General features: G+C 48.0%; 15 protein-coding genes. 8 read left to right on the top strand and 7 right to left on the bottom strand.

The genetic code is table 11. The features are described from left to right. Positions 1-4 precede the first annotated feature (4 nt). From tcyJ to A7098_RS10285, 4 genes are all read right to left on the bottom strand, one after another. The gene (tcyJ, locus tag A7098_RS10300) at positions 5-805 is read right to left on the bottom strand and encodes a cystine ABC transporter substrate-binding protein (RefSeq protein WP_000779810.1); all 801 of its coding nucleotides are present in this window, start codon (positions 803-805) and stop codon (positions 5-7) included. Positions 806-892: 87 nt separating this feature from the next. Then, complete coding sequence (gene fliZ, locus A7098_RS10295; RefSeq protein WP_024165180.1) at positions 893-1,444, bottom strand: flagella biosynthesis regulatory protein FliZ; 552 nt, start codon at positions 1,442-1,444, stop codon at positions 893-895. Between the two features lie 45 nt (positions 1,445-1,489). Continuing rightward, complete coding sequence (fliA, locus tag A7098_RS10290; protein WP_000839543.1) at positions 1,490-2,209, bottom strand: RNA polymerase sigma factor FliA; 720 nt, start codon at positions 2,207-2,209, stop codon at positions 1,490-1,492. 303 nt (positions 2,210-2,512) lie between these two features. Beyond that, on the bottom strand, positions 2,513-3,787 hold the full coding sequence (locus A7098_RS10285) for a FliC/FljB family flagellin (RefSeq protein ID WP_105280748.1): 1,275 nt from the start codon (positions 3,785-3,787) through the stop codon (positions 2,513-2,515). 246 nt (positions 3,788-4,033) lie between these two features. Here A7098_RS10285 and fliD point away from each other — a divergent pair, with 246 nt between their 5' ends. The 4 genes from fliD (at position 4,034) to amyA (ending at position 7,805) form a co-directional block, all read left to right on the top strand. Further along, positions 4,034-5,449 (top strand): flagellar filament capping protein FliD, encoded by a 1,416-nt coding sequence (gene fliD / locus A7098_RS10280; protein WP_000146827.1) that lies wholly within the window; start codon positions 4,034-4,036, stop codon positions 5,447-5,449. 15 nt (positions 5,450-5,464) lie between these two features. Beyond that, positions 5,465-5,875 carry a flagellar export chaperone FliS gene (gene fliS, locus A7098_RS10275; RefSeq protein WP_000286600.1) on the top strand — a complete coding sequence of 137 codons (411 nt, stop codon included), beginning with the start codon at positions 5,465-5,467 and terminating at the stop codon, positions 5,873-5,875. Further along, positions 5,875-6,240, top strand: a complete 366-nt coding sequence (gene fliT, locus A7098_RS10270; RefSeq protein WP_001015044.1) for a flagella biosynthesis regulatory protein FliT — start codon at positions 5,875-5,877, stop codon at positions 6,238-6,240. Before fliS ends, fliT begins: the two co-directional genes overlap by 1 nt. Positions 6,241-6,317: 77 nt before the next feature. After that, complete coding sequence (gene amyA / locus A7098_RS10265) at positions 6,318-7,805, top strand: alpha-amylase (protein ID WP_105280747.1); 1,488 nt, start codon at positions 6,318-6,320, stop codon at positions 7,803-7,805. Between the two features lie 120 nt (positions 7,806-7,925). Here the strand turns inward: amyA and yedD are convergent, their stop codons facing one another. After that, the gene (gene yedD, locus A7098_RS10260; RefSeq protein WP_105280746.1) at positions 7,926-8,339 is read right to left on the bottom strand and encodes a lipoprotein YedD; all 414 of its coding nucleotides are present in this window, start codon (positions 8,337-8,339) and stop codon (positions 7,926-7,928) included. A 186-nt stretch (positions 8,340-8,525) separates the two neighbouring features. Between yedD and yedE the strand changes: the two genes are divergently transcribed. Both yedE and yedF read left to right on the top strand, forming a co-directional pair. Beyond that, positions 8,526-9,731, top strand: coding sequence for a selenium metabolism membrane protein YedE/FdhT (yedE, locus tag A7098_RS10250; RefSeq protein ID WP_000118927.1), 1,206 nt, complete (start codon positions 8,526-8,528; stop codon positions 9,729-9,731). Further along, entirely contained in the window at positions 9,728-9,961 is a 234-nt protein-coding gene (yedF, locus tag A7098_RS10245) for a sulfurtransferase-like selenium metabolism protein YedF (RefSeq protein ID WP_000790504.1), read from the top strand. Before yedE ends, yedF begins: the two co-directional genes overlap by 4 nt. 126 nt (positions 9,962-10,087) lie before the next feature. Here the strand turns inward: yedF and zinT are convergent, their stop codons facing one another. Further along, positions 10,088-10,735, bottom strand: coding sequence for a metal-binding protein ZinT (gene zinT / locus A7098_RS10240; RefSeq protein ID WP_085460813.1), 648 nt, complete (start codon positions 10,733-10,735; stop codon positions 10,088-10,090). A gap of 223 nt (positions 10,736-10,958) precedes the next feature. Between zinT and A7098_RS10235 the strand changes: the two genes are divergently transcribed. Both A7098_RS10235 and pliG read left to right on the top strand, forming a co-directional pair. Beyond that, positions 10,959-11,363 carry a DUF1398 domain-containing protein gene (locus A7098_RS10235; protein ID WP_000373062.1) on the top strand — a complete coding sequence of 135 codons (405 nt, stop codon included), beginning with the start codon at positions 10,959-10,961 and terminating at the stop codon, positions 11,361-11,363. Positions 11,364-11,547: 184 nt separating this feature from the next. After that, positions 11,548-11,949: a g-type lysoyme inhibitor PliG gene (gene pliG / locus A7098_RS10230; protein WP_105280745.1), complete on the top strand. Its 402-nt coding sequence runs from the start codon at positions 11,548-11,550 to the stop codon at positions 11,947-11,949. A gap of 578 nt (positions 11,950-12,527) precedes the next feature. Here the strand turns inward: pliG and fliE are convergent. Then, complete coding sequence (gene fliE / locus A7098_RS10225; protein WP_024165182.1) at positions 12,528-12,842, bottom strand: flagellar hook-basal body complex protein FliE; 315 nt, start codon at positions 12,840-12,842, stop codon at positions 12,528-12,530. Positions 12,843-12,931: the final 89 nt, after the last annotated feature.

Genomic DNA, 12,931 nt, shown 5'->3' with positions numbered 1-12,931 from the left:
GCGATTATTTGGTCACATCAGCACCAAACCATTTTTCGGAAAGAGCTTGTAGAGTGCCGTCTTTTTGCATTTCTGCAATGGCATCGTTAACCGCTTTCAGCAGGTCTTCGTTACCTTTACGCAGCGCCACACCTGACTCCTGGCGGGAGAAGGCTTCGCCGGTTACTGCCAGCGTATCATTAGTTTTTTTCACCAAATCCAGCGCAGCCAGACGATCAACCAGAATGGCATCAATACGACCTACGCGCAGATCCTGATATTTGGTCGGATCATCATCATAGGTACGCACATCAACACCCTGAACATTCTGCCGCAGCCACTCTTCATAGTTAGTCCCCAGACCAACGCCAACTTTTTTACCTTTCAAATCGTCGGCGGTTTTAATGGTGCCTTCATTACCTTTTTTCACCAGCGCCTGAATACCGGAAATGGTGTACGGGGTAGAGAAATCGTATTTTTTCTTACGTTCATCAGAGATGGTGACCTGATTAATCACCACATCGATGCGCTTAGAATCCAGTGACGCCAGCATACCGTCCCACTTTGTCGGTTTTAATGCGGCTTCCACGCCCAGATGTTTTGCCAGTTGTTGCGCAAATTCCACCTCAAAACCGGTCAATTTACCGTCATCGCCCTGAAAGCTAAACGGCGGGTAAGTCCCTTCCAGTCCCACCAGCAAAGTGCCCCGCTCTTTCACTTTATTGAGCAGACCTTCGTCGGCAAAACTTTTCACGCTCATACCCGCAACCAGTGCCACGGCCATAACCCCCATCAGCGCCTGACGTCCCAGATGTACTAATTTCATATTCACCCCGAATGTTGTTATGTTGGTTTGCAGTGTAGAGCCATTGTTCGAAGACACAAAAACAACTCTGCTACATCTTATTCTTATTTAATATATATCAGAAGCTGACAGGCTGGGGGATTTCTGCGTAAGGTCACCACGGGTTTGCATCTGGTAGCACTGGTACTTACGTAATGCGATGCGATAATTATTGGTGCTGGTGGTGGGCAGCCAGGGAGCCAGGTTTTCATCAAGAAAACCATCCTGCAGCAGGTCGGAGGAAATATCGTGTTCGCTTAAATAATTACCCAAACGACGTAGACGTACCACATATTCACGCACAGTGCCGGGGCTCATTTCAGTATGATCAAAGAGAAACTGTTTAAAGCCGATAATATCAAAAAAATCACTCTGGGTTTTGCAATGTAAATCGCCGCAGAAACGGCATAATGCCGCCCATGATTTTTGTTCCTCAAACCAGCCATTTTCATCAAGCAGCGTATCAAGGCGAGATATCGCTATTTTATTCACTATCTTGCCATCGCGCACGAGAGTAATACGATCGAGTAATTTACGGCAATATGCGCAATGAGTCTGGCTATGTTTAAAGTCTTTAAGATAGCGGCTTAATGGCCGCCTTTTCTGGTGCTGCACCATTATTAAGAACTCCTGGTATTCAAAATTAATGTGCGGCATTTACCTAAGTTATAACTTACCCAGTTTGGTGCGTAACCGTTTAATAGCCTGGCTATGTAACTGACTGACCCGAGATTCACCGACTTCCAGCACTGCGCCAATCTCTTTGAGATTAAGCTCTTCCTGGTAATAGAGCGTTAATACCAACTGTTCGCGCTCCGGTAACATTTCGATGGCTTCCATCACCCGCTGACGCAAATTACCGTCCAGTAATTGCTGCAATGGGTTATCCCGCTGATGATCGTCAGTAACCAGTTCAATGCTATCACCGTGCTCTTCGCGCCACTCATCATAGGAGAAAAGTTGGCTGTTATTCGTATCAAGCAACATTTGTCGATAGTCGGCGATTTCAATCCCTAAACGTTCTGCCACTTCAGTTTCTGTGGCATTGCGGCCAAGCTCCTGCTCCAGTTGCCCTATTGCCTGCGCCACTTCACGTGCATTGCGTCGCACGCTGCGCGGCACCCAGTCACGGCTGCGAAGTTCATCCAGCATAGCACCACGGATACGCTGCACTGCGTAAGTTGTAAATGCCGTTCCTTGCAGGGCATCATAACGTTCAACAGCATTAAGTAATCCAATGCCGCCTGCCTGTAGCAGATCGTCAAGTTCTACACTCGCGGGCAGTCGAACCTGCAGGCGCAATGCTTCGTGACGCACCAGCGGGATATAACGCTGCCACAGCGAATGTTTATCCATTACACCTTCAGCGGTATAGAGTGATTTCACGATAAACAGCCCTGCGTTATATAAATAATCGGCATAATTATCCGTTTCTGCAGGTTTTTTAATCGGACGATTAATGGGTGAAATAAGGGTTATTTGAGGTAATCGGTAAATAACGAGCAGAATAACCCCGCCGGAACGGGGTTAAGATAGCTGACAACGTCAGCCTCATCTTGCCGGATGCGGCGTAAACGCCTTATCCGACCTACGCGAATATGCAAATTTATTAATTGCGATTCACCTTTTAGGCATGATAAGCGCAGCGCATCAGGCAATTTGGCGTTTGCTGTCGTTATATTACGACGATTAGCCCTGCAGCAGAGACAGAACTTGCTGCGGCACCTGGTTAGCTTTAGACAGCACAGAGTTACCCGCCTGCTGGATGATCTGCGCTTTCGACATGTTAGACACTTCGGTCGCATAGTCGGCGTCCTGAATACGGGACTGCGCTTCAGACAGGTTGGTGGTGGTGTTGTTCAGGTTAGTGACCGCAGAATCCAGACGGTTTTGAACGGCACCGAGGGAGGAGCGGAAAGTATCAACCTGTGCAATGGCTTTGTCTAAAAGTGCCAGTGGATCAGAAGTGGAAGCACCCGCAAATTCAGTATCCGTATCCAGATCTATAGCCTGAGTAATATTTGCAGGTGTAGCCTGATTATCCGCCCCTTTTGTAATTTCATAATTCTTACCCTGAACGGTTGCGAAACCAACGGCCTCTCCGTCAGAATTAGCAGCAACTTTAATCAAAGTATCATTTTTGGTAGCACCGGTAATATCACCGCCAGAATAAGTAATATCCGCTTTATTAAGAGTTATGCTTCCATCAGTTGCAACCGAAGCAGCGTAATTATCACTACCATAGCTCACAACATAGTTCTTAGTTGCCGCACCATCTTTGTCTAAGATATTGTGCAACGTTAAAGAACTGGCGCTAATCTTTTGCCCCAAAGCAGTACCAATATCTGTTGCTGCTGCATCCAGATCCACTTTAACTGGCGCGGCTGAACCATCACCAACCTGTGTCACTGTATCGCTTAATTTCAGCGCCCCGCCGGCAACGCTAAAACCACTTAAACCAAGGGCAGAAGAATCAATTTTCTGCAAGTCGATAGAGATGGTCTGCCCATCATTCGCGCCAACCTGAATCTTCATCGAACCATTTTTTGCCAGCACGTTCACGCCGTTGAACTGGGTCTGACCGGAAACGCGGTCAATTTCATCCAGACGGGATTTGATTTCGTCCTGAATAGAAGACAGGTCAGAATCAGAGTTAGTGCCGGTCGTCGCCTGAACGGTCAACTCACGCACACGTTGCAAGTTGTTGTTGATTTCAGACAGTGCGCCTTCTGCGGTCTGCGCCAGAGAAATACCGTCGTTGGCGTTACGCGCGGCCTGAGTCAGACCTTTAATGTTAGAGGTAAAGCGGTTAGCAATCGCCTGACCTGCGGCGTCATCTTTCGCGCTGTTAATACGCAGACCAGAAGAGAGGCGCTCGATAGAAGTCGACAGCGCAGACTGATTTTTGTTGATGTTGTTCTGAGTGATCAGCGAGAGGCTGTTGGTGTTAATGACTTGTGCCATAATTTTTATTCCTGTTTTTTAGCTCTACGGTTTAAGTATCGGGCTTCCACCCTTCGGCTTCGTCGCCGTCAACCCTGTTATCGTCTGGTCTCTCACAACCTTTAGAATTTTTTTCTAGCGGTCGAAATACTCCCCTTCCTCGTTGCTGTTCGTGTCATTAAGCCAAAAAATAAATCGTAAACTTTGCCCCGCTTACGCCGATAACCCCGGTATTCGTTCTACATGTCGCATGATTAAGGAATCAATATGGCTAGTATTTCAACGCTTGGGGTTGGGTCGGGGCTGGACTTAAGCAGCATCCTCGACAGTCTGGAGGCGGCAGAAAAATCTACCCTGACGCCGATATCAAAACAGCAAAGCTCTTACACCGCGAAACTGAGCGCCTACGGGACGCTGAAAAGCGCACTGGAGAGTTTCCAGACAGCCAACACAGCACTGAATAAAGCCGATTTATTTACCGCCACCTCAACCACCAGCAGTTCATCGGCTTTCAGCGCCACCACTACGGGCAGCGCGATTGCCGGGAAATACACCATTAGCGTCAGCCAACTGGCGCAGGCACAGACGCTGACCACCAAAAACAGTCAAAAAGACAGTAAAGCCGCCATCGCCACCAGCGATAGCGTACTGACCATCCAGCAAGGCGGCGGTAAAGATCCGGTCACGATTGATATCAGCGCGGCTAACTCGTCACTTTCCGGTATTCGCGATGCCATTAACAACGCCAAAGCTGGCGTCAGCGCCAGTATTATCAATGTAGGTAACGGCGAGTATCGTCTGTCCATCACCGCTAACGATACGGGCAGCGATAACGCGATGAAACTTAGCGTCAGCGGCGACAGCGCCCTGGAAAGTTTTATGGGTTACAACGGAACTTCAGGTGATAGCAGCAATGGCATGATTGAAAGCGTCACCGCGCAAAACGCCAAACTGACGGTCAATAACGTTGAGATTGAAAACAGCAGTAACACTATCAGTGACGCGCTGGAAGATATCACCCTCAACCTGAATGACGTCACTACCGGTAATCAGACACTGACCATCAGTAAAGACACATCAAAAGCTGAAAATGCGGTTAAAGCGTGGGTGGATGCCTATAACACATTGCAGGATACGTTCAGCAGCTTAACCAAATACACCGCCGTCGATGCCGGCGCAGAAAGTCAGGACTCCAGCAATGGCGCATTACTCGGCGACTCCACACTGCGTACCATCCAGACTCAGCTTAAAACCTTGCTCGCCAATACCCACAGCAGTTCAAACTATAAAACGCTGGCACAGATTGGCATTACCAGCGATGCCAGTACCGGCAAGCTGGAAATCGCGACCGACAAGCTGCAAACGGCGCTGAAGAAAGATGCCGCTGGCGTCGGTGAAATGTTTATTGGTGACGGTAAAAGTACAGGGGTAACCACCGGCATTAGCAGCAATCTGACCAGTTGGCTCTCCTCCACCGGGATAATCCAGGCAGCAAAAGATGGCGTCAGCAAAACGCTGAACAATTTGACTGATCAGTACAACGCAGCCAGTGAACGTATCGATACCTTAATGGCGCGCTATAAAGCCCAGTTTACCCAATTAGATGTGTTAATGAACTCGCTGAACTCCACCAGTAGCTATCTGACACAGCAGTTCGATACCTCAAATAGCAGCTCGAAATAATCTTCAGGAGAGACTATGTACAGCGCAAAAGGCACCCAGGCCTATGCCCAAATTGGCGTCGAAAGCGCCGTAATGAGCGCCAGCCAACAACAATTGGTCACCATGCTGTTTGACGGCGTGTTGAGTGCACTGGTAAGAGCACGCCTGTTTATGCAGGACAACAATCAGGAAGGAAAAGGCGTCTCTTTGTCAAAAGCGATCAGCATTATTGATAACGGGCTGAGGATCGGTCTTGACGAAGAAAGCCAGGACGAATTAACCCAGAATTTGATAGCCCTGTATAGCTATATGATCAGGCGTTTGCTGCAAGCCAATTTACGCAACGATGTCTCCGCAGTCGAAGAAGTGGAAACGTTGATGCGTAACCTTGCCGATGCCTGGAAAGAGTCTTTACTCTCCCCTTCTTTGATTCAGGATCCTGTCTGATGAACCACGCACCGCACTTGTATTTTGCCTGGCAACAACTCGTCGAAAAAAGCCAACTCATGTTACGCCTGGCGACAGAAGGACGATGGAATGAACTCATCGCCAGCGAAATGGAATATGTCAATGCGGTGCAAAAGATCGCACACCTAACGGAAGAAACGGAACCCTCTGCCATGATACAGGAGCAACTCAGACCGCTGCTGCGCCTCGTTCTGGAAAACGAAAACAAAGTAAAACAGTTATTGCAGATTCGGATGGATGAACTGGCGAAACTGGTCGGTCAGTCATCAATGCAAAAATCTGTGTTAAGCGCCTACGGTGATCAGGGGGGCTACGTGCTGGCGCCGCAGGAAAACCTCTTTTGACGCTTAAAAAGATGATGGCTCGCGAATAATCCGATTACGGCTACGCTTCTAATGTTCCCCTTGAGTGGAGTCGAAGAATGCGTAATCCCACGCTGTTGCAATGTTTTCACTGGTATTACCCGGAAGGCGGCAAGCTCTGGCCTGAACTGGCCGAGCGCGCCGACGGTTTTAATGATATTGGTATCAATATGATCTGGCTGCCACCAGCCTATAAAGGCGCATCGGGCGGGTATTCGGTCGGCTACGACTCCTACGATTTATTTGATTTAGGCGAGTTTGATCAAAAAGGCAGCATCCCCACCAAATATGGCGATAAAGCACAACTACTGGCCGCCATTGATGCACTCAAACGCAATGACATTGCGGTACTGCTGGACGTGGTCGTCAACCACAAAATGGGCGCAGATGAAAAAGAAGCCATTCGCGTACAGCGCGTCAATGCTGACGATCGCACGCAAATTGATGATGAAATCATTGAGTGCGAAGGCTGGACGCGTTACACCTTTCCCGCTCGTGGCGGGCAATACTCGCAGTTTATCTGGGATTTCAAATGTTTTAGCGGTATCGACCATATCGAAAACCCAAACGAAGACGGTATCTTTAAAATCGTCAACGACTACACCGGCGAAGGCTGGAACGACCAGGTTGATGATGAGCTTGGTAATTTTGACTATCTGATGGGTGAAAATATCGATTTTCGCAACCATGCCGTTACGGAAGAGCTCAAATACTGGGCGCGCTGGGTGATGGAGCAAACGCAATGCGACGGTTTTCGTCTCGACGCAGTAAAACATATTCCGGCCTGGTTTTATAAAGAGTGGATCGAACACGTGCAGGAAGTCGCGCCAAAGCCGCTATTTATTGTGGCGGAATACTGGTCGCGCGAAGTTGATAAGCTGCAAACGTATATTGATCAAGTTGAAGGCAAAACCATGCTGTTTGATGCGCCGCTACAGATGAAATTTCACGAAGCATCACGCATGGGGCGCGACTACGACATGACGCAGATTTTCACCGGTACGCTGGTGGAAGCCGATCCTTTCCATGCTGTTACGCTGGTCGCCAATCACGACACCCAACCGTTACAAGCCCTTGAAGCGCCGGTTGAACCGTGGTTTAAACCGCTGGCTTATGCCCTGATTTTGCTGCGGGAAAATGGCGTCCCTTCCGTGTTCTACCCTGATTTGTACGGTGCTCATTACGAAGATGTCGGCGGTGACGGACAAACTTATCCGATAGATATGCCGATAATCGAACAGCTTGATGAGTTGATTCTCGCCCGCCAGCGTTTCGCCCACGGAGTACAGACGTTATTTTTCGACCATCCGAACTGTATTGCGTTTAGTCGCAGCGGTACTGACGAATATCCTGGCTGCGTGGTGGTCATGTCAAACGGCGACGATGGCGAAAAAACCATTAATCTGGGGGAGAATTACGGCAATAAAACCTGGCGCGACTTTCTGGGTAATCGACAAAAGAGCGTAGTAACCGATGAAAATGGCGAAGCGACCTTCTTTTGCAACGGCGGTAGCGTCAGTGTGTGGGTTATCGAAGAGGTGATTTAAAACCGATCGCTGGCAATACACTCATCGTTATTGCGGGGGCGTTACCGTTTTAGGCCCGATAAGCTTGCGCATCGGGCACTTTTTTTGACATGAAAATCCCCCAGCGCCAGGGGGATTTCATTACGGCAGTGGCGTCGGCAACGGCGCTTTTTCCAGCACGGCAGCACATTCAGCCGTCGGACGACTCACGCGTTCCATCGTCATGCCGTCATATTCGATGGTGTTACCGTCACGTTCAATTTCATATAGCTCACGTTTGACCGTAACGTTAGTGAGATCATCCGATATCAGCGTCAACTTACCCGGTAAAGCAATCACCCGCTGCCACTGACGACAATCCAGCGTATCCCCCTGTTTAGTAACAATCAGGCTACCTATCGCTTCAGGGCTGACCAGAGCACGTTGTGGCCCTTTGGTCTGCCAGTAGCCTGCCAGCCACTCTGGCGCGGGTGCTTTCACAACATTGTTATAATTTTCAACTTCGGCACAGCCAGCCAGCAGCATAAGTGCGCCTGCAATTGCGAGTTTTTTCATCATTCATCCTGCATGAGAAGAAAAGAAGATTGTGGCATTAATGCCTTGATGCTGCCAGCCTTTCCAGACCCAAGGTGAAATTTGATCTAACCATTATTTTTGTGAATTATTGACCCGAAAATAAATTTACATGGTGTATGATTCGCAGCTCTTGTTACAAACCTTCTGAGTTCAGAGGCTACATACATGTCATGGCAGCAATTCAAGCAAGCCTGGTTGATTAAATTCTGGGCCCCCATCCCCGCAGTCATCGCGGCGGGTATTCTCTCCACTTATTATTTTGGCATCACCGGCACCTTTTGGGCAGTTACGGGTGAATTTACCCGCTGGGGCGGTCAGCTCCTGCAACTGTTTGGCGTCCATGCTGAAGAGTGGGGTTATTTTAAAATAATCCATCTGGAAGGATCGCCATTAACCCGCATCGACGGAATGATGATTCTGGGTATGTTTGGCGGCTGTTTTGCCGCTGCTCTGTGGGCCAACAACGTTAAATTACGTATGCCGCGCAGCCGTATCCGCATTATGCAGGCCATTATTGGCGGTATTATCGCCGGTTTCGGCGCACGTCTGGCGATGGGCTGTAACCTGGCTGCGTTCTTCACCGGTATTCCGCAGTTCTCGTTGCACGCCTGGTTCTTTGCTATCGCCACCGCCATCGGCTCATGGTTTGGTGCGCGCTTTACCCTACTGCCGATGTTCCGCATCCCGGTAAAAATGCAGAAAGTCTCTGCCGCATCACCGCTAACACAAAAACCGGATCAGGCACGGCGTCGCTTCCGCCTCGGTATGCTGGTATTTTTCGGTATGCTGGGCTGGGCGCTGCTGACAGCAATGAATCAACCGAAGCTGGGGTTAGCTATGCTATTTGGCGTCGGCTTTGGCTTACTGATTGAACGCGCGCAAATCTGCTTTACCTCGGCGTTCCGCGATATGTGGATCACCGGACGAACCCATATGGCGAAAGCGATCATTATCGGTATGGCGGTGAGTGCCATCGGTATTTTCAGTTATGTACAGTTAGGCGTAGAACCGAAAATAATGTGGGCGGGTCCGAACGCTGTCATTGGTGGGTTACTGTTTGGTTTTGGTATTGTTCTGGCAGGCGGCTGTGAAACTGGCTGGATGTACCGCGCGGTGGAAGGCCAGGTGCACTACTGGTGGGTTGGCCTGGGCAACGTTATCGGCTCGACGATTCTGGCTTATTACTGGGATGATTTCGCCCCGGCGCTGGCAACCGACTGGGACAAAATCAACCTGCTGAAAACCTTTGGCCCAATGGGCGGCCTGCTGGTGACATATTTGATGCTGTTCGCTGCGTTAATGTTGGTTATCGGCTGGGAGAAACGCTTCTTCCGCCGTGCGGCGCCGCAGACTGCTAAGGAGATCGCATGAAAAATATCGTACCTGATTACCGTCTAGATATGGTGGGCGAACCCTGCCCTTATCCGGCGGTCGCTACTCTTGAGGCGATGCCGCAGTTAAAGAAAGGTGAGATCCTCGAAGTGGTCAGCGATTGCCCGCAGTCAATTAACAATATTCCGCTGGATGCGCGTAATCACGGCTATACCGTACTGGATATCCAGCAAGACGGGCCGACCATTCGTTATTTGATTCAAAAGTAATCTTTTCTCCCGCTGTTTCAGGCAGCGGGAGTGCCTATGCTACAAATGCTCTGCTGTAGAGGCAGAGAAAAGTACGCGATATATCAGACAAATATTCTCAAGGATTTATGGCAATCCTGAAATGAACTAGTGATGAAGCATCTCATCCACAATTTCTTTCGTCTGTAACTGATAAGGATAATAAGTTGGCCAGTTATCCATCTCTTCAAGTAATTGCTGTTGTGACGTATTGCCCATAAATATATGGAAATGAGAGGATTTCCGGGGGGCAATAATATGATCGCTAAACTGCACAAACTTAGGTGCTTTACTGGCAGGATCACGGCACTCAAACAGATAACGAACACCTTTCTTTCCTGATTTATATGTCAATATCTTGAATCCACTATAATTATATTTACAGGAAGTCACCTCCTCCCCTCTGTGGAACTCCATAACACCATTTTCGATACCGATAGTGTCAATATCCGTCGTATATCCCTGCTGATAATAGGACTTAATATCCGCAAATGATTTACCCGGTTCTTTTTTTGCTTTCATTTCAAAAACAGGATCAAGGTCACCACTTTGAAGCAAGGGGTATACCGATTGCCAAATACCATCCCAGTCAGTGAGTGACCTGTCTTTCACGTTATCATCATCAAAAATACCCTTTGCTGCTTTTTGTTCTATTTCTGTCAGTGGTGCCCCATGTGAATGATGCCCATGAGCAAGTGCATAGTTGCCAGTCAATAGTAACCCCAGCGCAAAAGCCAATTTATTAACAACCGTCATCCAGTTTATCCTCCCGCTTCAACATTCATTAAATGTTATAACATAACATTTTGCGAATGCAATACTGAAGAACGAATAGCAAAACCTAACCAGACACACGCATCATAACCCTATATTTAGTACGTCTTTGTCACCCGCATTAAGTCATCGGATCTGATTGAAGGAATAGCACCAATCATGCAAACTACAAACTCTCACAACTAACAAGAGATTATTCCCTCTGATGGATCAGGTTGCTATTTTCCAAAAGATGTTTGAGCAAGTGAGAACGGAGCTAAACTTTTCCTGGTTTTACACAGAGTTAAAACGTCATCATATTGCGCATTACATTTACTATCTTGCTACAGATAACATTAGGATCGTCACACACGATGACAAGGTGTTGTTAATAAGAGGAAGCAGAAATCTATTAAAAGTCAGTGCCACTAAGAACCCTGAGCAAGTAATAAAAGCAGCCCGGACTCACATTTCCAGAAAGTCTACTTTTCGGGAATATTGTATAACGCTCGCGAATGCGGGTGTCTTCCGGTGGGTTACTGACGTTAATGATAATAAACGTCGTTACTATTCTATCGATAATACACTCTTATATATTGAAGATGTTGAAAACAATAAACCCTTAATTTAAGTGTATTAGCTCATCTCAGATCTGACAGTTATCCGTTATTTTTCCAGGTATCTGTCAGATTATCTCTTCCCTGACACCACTCACGCGCCATAGCAACTTCCAGGCGGGAGGCTCATGGAAAATATCTGGCAAAAATTGTTATATTATAACAACGATAGTTTTTCCATGACTGAGGAGAACACACATGAAAATCAATGGTGTAAGTAAAGCCATTTTTCTTTTTACACTGCTAACCTCAACGGCCTCTGCCGCTGGCAAGGACGTTAATGTTGAGTTCAGGAAGGGGCATAATAGTGCGCAGTACTCAGGAGAGATAAAAGGATACGATTACGACACATATAACTTCTATGCCCAAAAAGGCCAGAAGGTGCACGTCAGCATCTCCAATGAGGGAGCTGATATTGTCCTCTTTGGGCCCGGAATCAGCGATTCGGTTGATCTCTCCAGATACTCTCCCGAGCTTGATGACAACGGTCAGTACATCCTTCCCGCTTCCGGTAAATATGAGCTAAGGGTGCTTCAAACCCGCAATGACGCTCGTAAAAACAAGGCTAAAAAATACAGCGTCAACATACAGATTAAGTAAACAGAGAACGACGGGGCTATCCCCGTCATCACTTTCCTGTACTTGAAAATGACTGTCAGTAACAGACAGGAGCTGGCTGTGACACGGTTTTCCCCACATCACACCTGCTGGCGCGAGCGACAAATCCGCGCCCTGTTTACGCGTTAAATACTTGCTGCTTTAACCGTCTGAATAGCGTGGGGATATATCGGTAAGTGTTACCTGAAAATACGATTAATTTTATGGTTTAAACCTTTTTTAGTTATTAGTAAGATACATGCGCTTCCAAAAAAGCTGGGAAATTCAACAACTCTTGGAAAATTTTTGGCCTTGTCCCGCGGCTCCAATCCGACAGCCGCGTTTCTTTTCACTATCTAATCCATCGCTAACTTACGAACTTTGCCTTCACGCATTCAAACGCGGAATACAAAAGATCGGCTGCACGGGAGAAGAAAGTCTGGATTGTATCCAGTGCAAATCGTTGAGGATGGCAGAAAACCATCAGGAGCAGGTATCAGAAATTGGGTGCGTTTGCCCCATCCATGCCCCACGCTGTAGGATCGGATGTCATTAAACAAGCACAGTCAACAAGTTAAAACCTACACCTGCATGGACATCACTTCCTGGTATGCTGCCACCAGCTTATTACGCACCTGAATCCCCATTTGCATCGAAACCGACGCTTTTTGCATATCGGCCATCACATCGTTTAGCGCCACGCCGGGTTCGCCGAGGGTGAATTTTTCTGCCTGCGTGCGCGCGGCGGTTTGCGTATCGCTTATGCGATCGAGCGCGGCATGAAGCTGTCCGGCAAAACTGATTGTGGGTTGCGACAGTGGCTGCTGGACACGCGCACTCATTGCCGTGGCCTGTAACTGGCTGATAACCCCTTCGATCCCTTGTATGGCTGACATACTCATCTCCCAAATAGTTTCTGGTAGCAGAGCCTATCAGCAAGTCAATAAGATAAAGGCGTTAAATAACGATAAAAAAACGGGTTAAT

This window comes from Escherichia sp. MOD1-EC7011 (assembly GCF_002965005.1).
Lineage (GTDB): Bacteria > Pseudomonadota > Gammaproteobacteria > Enterobacterales > Enterobacteriaceae > Escherichia > Escherichia ruysiae.
This window is presented reverse-complemented; position numbering and strand designations above follow the sequence as displayed.

What these genes read in the sequence shown, in the direction of transcription:
- fliE (WP_024165182.1), bottom strand. Translation starts at nt 12,842, where the DNA reads ATGTCAGCCATACAAGGGATCGAAGGGGTTATCAGCCAGTTACAGGCC.
- fliS (WP_000286600.1), top strand. Translation starts at nt 5,465, where the DNA reads ATGTACAGCGCAAAAGGCACCCAGGCCTATGCCCAAATTGGCGTCGAA.
- yedE (WP_000118927.1), top strand. Translation starts at nt 8,526, where the DNA reads ATGTCATGGCAGCAATTCAAGCAAGCCTGGTTGATTAAATTCTGGGCC.
- zinT (WP_085460813.1), bottom strand. Translation starts at nt 10,735, where the DNA reads ATGACGGTTGTTAATAAATTGGCTTTTGCGCTGGGGTTACTATTGACT.
- tcyJ (WP_000779810.1), bottom strand. Translation starts at nt 805, where the DNA reads ATGAAATTAGTACATCTGGGACGTCAGGCGCTGATGGGGGTTATGGCC.
- amyA (WP_105280747.1), top strand. Translation starts at nt 6,318, where the DNA reads ATGCGTAATCCCACGCTGTTGCAATGTTTTCACTGGTATTACCCGGAA.
- pliG (WP_105280745.1), top strand. Translation starts at nt 11,548, where the DNA reads ATGAAAATCAATGGTGTAAGTAAAGCCATTTTTCTTTTTACACTGCTA.
- A7098_RS10235 (WP_000373062.1), top strand. Translation starts at nt 10,959, where the DNA reads ATGGATCAGGTTGCTATTTTCCAAAAGATGTTTGAGCAAGTGAGAACG.
- fliT (WP_001015044.1), top strand. Translation starts at nt 5,875, where the DNA reads ATGAACCACGCACCGCACTTGTATTTTGCCTGGCAACAACTCGTCGAA.
- A7098_RS10285 (WP_105280748.1), bottom strand. Translation starts at nt 3,787, where the DNA reads ATGGCACAAGTCATTAACACCAACAGCCTCTCGCTGATCACTCAGAAC.
- yedD (WP_105280746.1), bottom strand. Translation starts at nt 8,339, where the DNA reads ATGAAAAAACTCGCAATTGCAGGCGCACTTATGCTGCTGGCTGGCTGT.
- yedF (WP_000790504.1), top strand. Translation starts at nt 9,728, where the DNA reads ATGAAAAATATCGTACCTGATTACCGTCTAGATATGGTGGGCGAACCC.
- fliD (WP_000146827.1), top strand. Translation starts at nt 4,034, where the DNA reads ATGGCTAGTATTTCAACGCTTGGGGTTGGGTCGGGGCTGGACTTAAGC.